At 61.0% G+C, this 5,677-nt stretch carries 5 protein-coding genes; 2 read left to right on the top strand and 3 right to left on the bottom strand.

Going from position 1 to position 5,677, the window contains the following annotated elements; all coding sequences use genetic code 11:
- Positions 1 to 537: 537 nt before the first annotated feature.
- Positions 538 to 1,383 (bottom strand): restriction endonuclease, encoded by an 846-nt coding sequence (locus ABI660_RS22760; protein WP_348072428.1) that lies wholly within the window; start codon positions 1,381 to 1,383, stop codon positions 538 to 540.
- Between the two features lie 132 nt (positions 1,384 to 1,515).
- On the opposite strand from ABI660_RS22760, the gene ABI660_RS22755 reads away from it, so the two are divergent.
- Complete coding sequence (locus ABI660_RS22755; RefSeq protein WP_348072426.1) at positions 1,516 to 2,715, top strand: benzoate/H(+) symporter BenE family transporter; 1,200 nt, start codon at positions 1,516 to 1,518, stop codon at positions 2,713 to 2,715.
- Positions 2,716 to 2,751: 36 nt separating this feature from the next.
- Complete coding sequence (gene gshB, locus ABI660_RS22750) at positions 2,752 to 3,693, top strand: glutathione synthase (protein ID WP_348072424.1); 942 nt, start codon at positions 2,752 to 2,754, stop codon at positions 3,691 to 3,693.
- Between the two features lie 62 nt (positions 3,694 to 3,755).
- On the opposite strand, the gene ABI660_RS22745 is transcribed toward gshB, so the two are convergent.
- Positions 3,756 to 4,559 (bottom strand): class II glutamine amidotransferase, encoded by an 804-nt coding sequence (locus ABI660_RS22745; RefSeq protein WP_348072422.1) that lies wholly within the window; start codon positions 4,557 to 4,559, stop codon positions 3,756 to 3,758.
- Positions 4,560 to 4,562: 3 nt separating this feature from the next.
- Positions 4,563 to 5,677, bottom strand: a 1,115-nt coding sequence (locus tag ABI660_RS22740) for an MFS transporter (protein WP_348072420.1), incomplete at its 5' end; no start/stop codon positions are given.

The raw sequence follows: 5,677 nt of genomic DNA, 5'->3' as shown, positions 1-5,677 counted from the left end.
TGAAAATGCAGCCGATTACACTTCCATTTGTTGCACTTTGTACTTGAATCCGCCATGTTTTGTGGCTGCAGTCCAATGAATTTGGGCGCAAGCAGCTATGAAATTCATAGCCAAACCTTCCTCATGCTTGTCATTCCGGACTTGATCCGGGATCCATGTTTGCTGACTGCTGGTGTTGCTCTGGTTGTTGTGGTGTGCCAGCTGGCCGGGGGTTGCCCGGCGGCAACTTACTTTCTTTTTGCGTCGCCAAAAAGAAAGTAAGCAAAGAAAAAGGCGACCCTGCTGCCTGCGTCCCTCCGCTTCGCTGCGGGCAGCCTGCGGTGCTCGGTCCAGCCGGGGTCGAGCTCGAACTCGCTACGCTCAGACAATCGCTCGCCCTGATCCGTCTGGCCCTGCGCTCCGCGGCGCATACAGAAGGGTGGGGGATGAAGGCGGGACCGGATGCGGGTACGGACACGGGGAGACATGACGCGCATCGCGCGTCATCGTCCACGAACTTCGGTATTTTGTTTGAGCGAATCATCGCCTGGATGAACGTTAAATACCTTGAAAGTAGCTTTCGTCAATCACCACTTCCTCCACAATTTTTTCCTTGACGTGCACGCCGATTCGCAACTCTTTAAGTTTCTCAGCGAGTGCTTCCCCATCGATCAGGTCTATGGGCGGTGCGCCATCTCGTTGTGCCTCCAAACGGGCATCCTTTGTGAACGTTCCGGTCGTTATCAGTAGCCCTTTATCTGCGCGCCCTACCATCGCACCGCGAAAATCGCGAACAGTTGGGGAGGAAACACTTCCTTGGTAGCGCTTGCATTGGAAGATGACATGGAACGAGAGAAGTCCGCCTACACGTACAACCCCTTTGCCATCAATACCGCCATCACTCGTTTTACCGGTAACTTCGACCTGTATAAATCCGGATTCTCGAAGCAAACGCTGACACAGGCGTTCAAAGGCGTCGGGGGCCATTTTCTTTACTACCTGAAGCAGTTGGTCCTCCCAATCCACTTCTTTCGGCTCAAGAGAAGCTGGTTGAATTTTTCCTTCGTCCTCGCGTTCTCCGGATACATGACTCAGTGCCTGGACCTTCTTCTTTACGTCGAGCTTGTCGAGTTGTTGAAGTTTTTGACCTTCCGTCGTGAGAGCCCATACGCCTCTTGCTGAGTTGTCCAGTATCCCGTAGCGCTTGAGGTAATTTCGAGCCCAAGCTAGCCGATAGCTGAGCTTGGTTCGGTTTCCTCTATGGATCTCCGCGATCTCAGCATCTTTTAATTTGAGAATCCCCGCCACCTCGTCTTCTTGTTCAGCGATCGATGCAGAACCTCCGAGGTTATGCATTGCTTGAAGAAGAGGGTTGAACAAGCTGTCGTATGTGGGTATGGGCATATGGCGTTCCGCTGATAGGGAGTTGGGCTCGTAACGTGTGATTATGTGCTCCGGGATTGGGTTGATTTCCCGCGGAGGAGGTTTAACTGCTGCCACCAACACCCGAAGTACAACCCTGCCAGAATCCCTCAAATGCACTTTTTCAGAGACATCAACCTCTCCGCATTCACGGCAGGCTTCGTCGCCGTCCTCGTCGGCTTCACGAGTTCGGTCGCCATCGTTTTTCAGGCCGCACAGGCCTTCAACGCCACTCCGGAACAGATCAGCTCGTGGATGTGGGCGCTGGGTTGGGGCATGGGCTTGTGTTCGGTCATTCCTTCGCTGTGGCTGAAAAAGCCGGTCATGGTGGCCTGGTCCACGCCGGGCGCGGCGGTGCTGGCGACGGCGGGGCTGGCGGGTGGTTTTTCGATGGGCGAGGCGGTGGCGGCTTTCATGGTCAGCGCCGGGCTGATCGCGCTGTTTGGCGTGACCGGCTGGTTTGAAAAAGTCATGAACCGGATTCCCATGGCTATTGCGTCAGCCTTGCTGGCCGGTGTTCTGGCACGTTTTGGTCTGCAGGCTTTTGCCGCGGCGCAGACCGCCTTGCCGCTGGTGCTGCTGATGCTGGCGATTTACCTGCTGGGCAAACGCTTCATGCCGCGTTATGCGGTGGTGCTCACATTGTTTGGTGCCATCGTCTTCGTGGCCGCGCGCGGCGAGATGGCCTGGACGGCCATGAACTTCTCTTTTGCGTTGCCGGTGCTTGTTGCACCGCAGTTCACGCTGGCTGCGGTGGTGAGCCTGGCGCTGCCGCTTTTCGTGGTCACCATGGCTTCGCAAAACCTTCCCGGCGTTGCGGCCATTCGCGCCGCGGGTTACGGCCCCCACGCGCCGGACGGTGGCATTCCGGTGTCCAAGGTCATCACCCTGACCGGTCTGGTCACCCTGGTGCTGGCGCCCTTTGGCGCTTTTGCGATGGGCCTCAGCGCCATCACGGCCGCCATCTGCATGGGACCCGAGGCGCATGAAGACCCGCGCAAGCGTTACACCGCGGCCGTGGCCTGCGGCGCCATTTACGTGGTGATTGGTATCTTTGGCGCGGCAGTCACCGGCCTGCTCACGGCTTTCCCCAAAGAGCTGGTGGTGGCGATTGCCGGGCTGGCGCTGCTGGGCACGATTGGCAGCGGCCTGGCGCAGGCGGTGCGCGACGAGTCGCATCGGGAAGCGGCGCTTATCACTTTTCTGGTCACGCTGTCGGGTGTGGCCATTGCCGGCATCGGCTCGGCCTTCTGGGGCGTGGTGGCCGGCGCGCTCGCGCTATTTGTACAACAATACCGCCAGCGTGCTGCCTGAGTGGCCCCCCAGCCCTTTTACTGATTGACCCCGTTCATGAACATTCTTTTTGTTGCCGACCCTCTGGCCTCCTTCAAGACCTACAAGGACACCACCTTCGCCATGATGCGCGAGGCCCAGCGCCGCGGCCATGTGATCAGCGCCTGCGAGCAGCAGGACCTGATGTGGCAGCGCGGCTCGCCCGTGATGGCTCATGTGCGCGACATCACGCTGACTGGCGACGCGAAAGATTGGTTCAGCGAGCGCGGCACCCGGCAGGCCGCGCTGAAGGAATTTGACGCTGTCCTCATGCGCAAGGACCCGCCTTTTGACAGCGAGTATTTTTACGCCACGCACCTGCTGGAGCAGGCAGAGCGCGAAGGTGCAAAGGTGTTCAACAAGCCGCGCGCCCTGCGCGATCACCCGGAAAAACTCGCCATCATGGAGTTCCCTCAGTTCATCGGCCCCACGCTGGTGACACGCAACCCCGAGGACATCAAGCGTTTCCATGCCGAGCACCGCGACATCATCCTCAAGCCGCTGGACGGCATGGGCGGCATGGGTATTTTCCGCGTCGGGCCGGACGGCTTGAACCTGGGCTCCATCACCGAAACGCTGAACCGCCATGGCGCGCAAAGCCTGATGGTGCAGAAATTTCTGCCTGAGATTGTCAAGGGCGACAAACGCGTGCTGATCATCGGCGGCAAGTGCGTGCCGCACAGCCTGGCGCGTATTCCCCAGGGCAGCGAAGTACGCGGCAACCTGGCGGCCGGCGGCTTGGGCGTGGCGCTGCCGCTGTCGGCGCGCGACCGCGAGATTGCTGAAACGCTCGGCCCTGTTTTGCAAAGCCGTGGCCTGCTGCTGGCCGGCGTGGACGTGATCGGCGACTGTGTGACCGAGATCAACGTCACCAGCCCGACCTGCTTCCAGGAAATCTTCGACCAGACCGGGTTTGATGTGGCTGCGATGTTCATCGACGCACTTGAGGCTGCCGTTTAAGTATAAAAAGAGGCTGTAGCCCTTTTCCGGCGGACGCAAGCAGCTCCTGTTTTTATAGCGAATCAGGTGTGCAGCGCGCCGCCGGCAAACACCTTGAGTTCACCCGGCGCAAAGGCCACCCAGTTCTCGTTGGTCGTCAGCGGTGCCGTCACCACCACCGCAACGCGGTCGGTCGGCTGCGTGTGTTCGGCAAAATTGACGCTCAGGTCTTCGTCGCTGAGCGTGGCGTGGGCGAACGGGTGTCTGCGTTCCACGTAATAGAGGCTGGTGGAGGCATGCGCCCACAAAGCCTGCCCGTTGCCCAGCAGGAAGTTGAAGGTGCCGTGCGGCGCGATCTGCGCTGCCAGTTCGCGCAGGGTCAGGGTCAACTCCTCCACGCTGGGCACGCCGGCATGCGACTTGGCCAGCTCCTGCATGATCCAGCAAAACGCGCGTTCGCTGTCGGTTGAGCCCACCGGCCGGAAGCTGCCGTGCAGGCGCGGTGAGAAATCCTTGAGGTCGCCATTGTGTGCAAACACCCAGTAGCGGCCCCACAGCTCACGCACAAAGGGGTGGCAATTCTCCAGCGCCACACGGCCCTGGGTGGCCTTGCGGATATGGGCAATCACGTTGCGGCTTTTGATCGGGTAGCGGCGTATCAGTTCGGCCACGGGTGATTCGCAGGCCGACTGGTGGTCGACAAAATGGCGCAGGCCCTTGTCGTTGCACTCATTTCCGTCAATGCTGACGCCACCGTTGCCTTCAAAAAAGGCGATGCCCCAGCCATCCGTGTGTTCACCTGTGTTGCCGCCGCGCTGCGCAAAACCGCTGAAGCTGAAGGTCACGTCAGTCGGCGTGTTGCAATTCATGCCGAGGAGTTGGCACATCTTTCAGCTTCCTTTTTGGGTGGCAGGAACTTCACGCAGGCGCCAGGCTGCGACCAACGCCAGCGCACACAACGCCGCCAGCATCATGAAGGACTCGTTGAACGCAGCCAGCCGCGCCGGGCTGGTGGCGGCCTGGGTCAGCGAATCACCATGCGCCGCCAGCCGCCATTCCAGCACAATGCCGCACAGGCTCACGCCAATGGCGCCGCCCAGCATGCGCACGAAATTGATGGCGCTGGAGCCCTGGGAAATCAGGCTGTGGTCCAGCGCCCGTAGCGAGCCGAGGTTGAGCGAAGGCAGGATGAAGCCCAGGCCGATGCGCCCCAGGATGGCCCAGAGCACCAGTAGCCAGACGGCGCTTTGCAGCGTCACCGTCAGCATCAATGCAAACGACAGCGCCAGTAGCGTCAGCCCGATGCTCACCAGCAGGTAGGTAGGGTGGCGGTCGGCCAGCCGGCCCACCAGCGCAATCGTGATGGCCAGTACAAAGCCGGCGGGCAGCAGGATGGAGCCCACATACGAGGCCGACAGACCCAGGCCCAGCTGCATGTAGACCGGCAGCAGATAGGTGGAGCCGAACAGCGCCGTGCCATAGATGAAGGCCACGATGCTGCCCATGGCGAAAGGCCGGAAGCCAAACAGCGCCAGGTTCATCAGCGGCTCCCGGCCGGTGCTGGCCATACGGCGCTGCCACACCACAAACCCCAGCAGCGCCAGTGCCGCGCCGCCCAGCAGCAGTGCGGCCTCAAGCGGCGCACCGCCGTGCAGGGCCACCATGCCGTTGAGCAGGCACAGCGTGCCCGCGCCGCCCAGCAACAGGCCGCGCCAGTCCAGCGTGGCGCCCTGGCGGTTCGGTGCCACGCCACCCGGCGCGGTGACCGGCACGTAACGGTAAGCCATCCACAGCGAGGCCAGGCAAAAAGGCACGACCATGAAAAAAATCGAACGCCAGCCGAACAGGTCAACCAGCACGCCACCTATGCTGGGGCCGATGGCCGGCGCCAGCACCACTCCCATGCCGAAGATGCCGCTGGCACGCCCCTGCTCATGCGGCGCAAAGGCCCGCATGATGATGATGGCGGGAATCGGCTGCACCACGCCGGCCGCCAGCCCTTCGG

The organism is Polaromonas sp., assembly GCF_039930745.1.
Classification (GTDB): domain Bacteria; phylum Pseudomonadota; class Gammaproteobacteria; order Burkholderiales; family Burkholderiaceae_C; genus Polaromonas.
The sequence above is the reverse complement of the archived record's forward strand: the minus strand, read 5'-3'. Positions and strand labels throughout refer to the sequence as shown.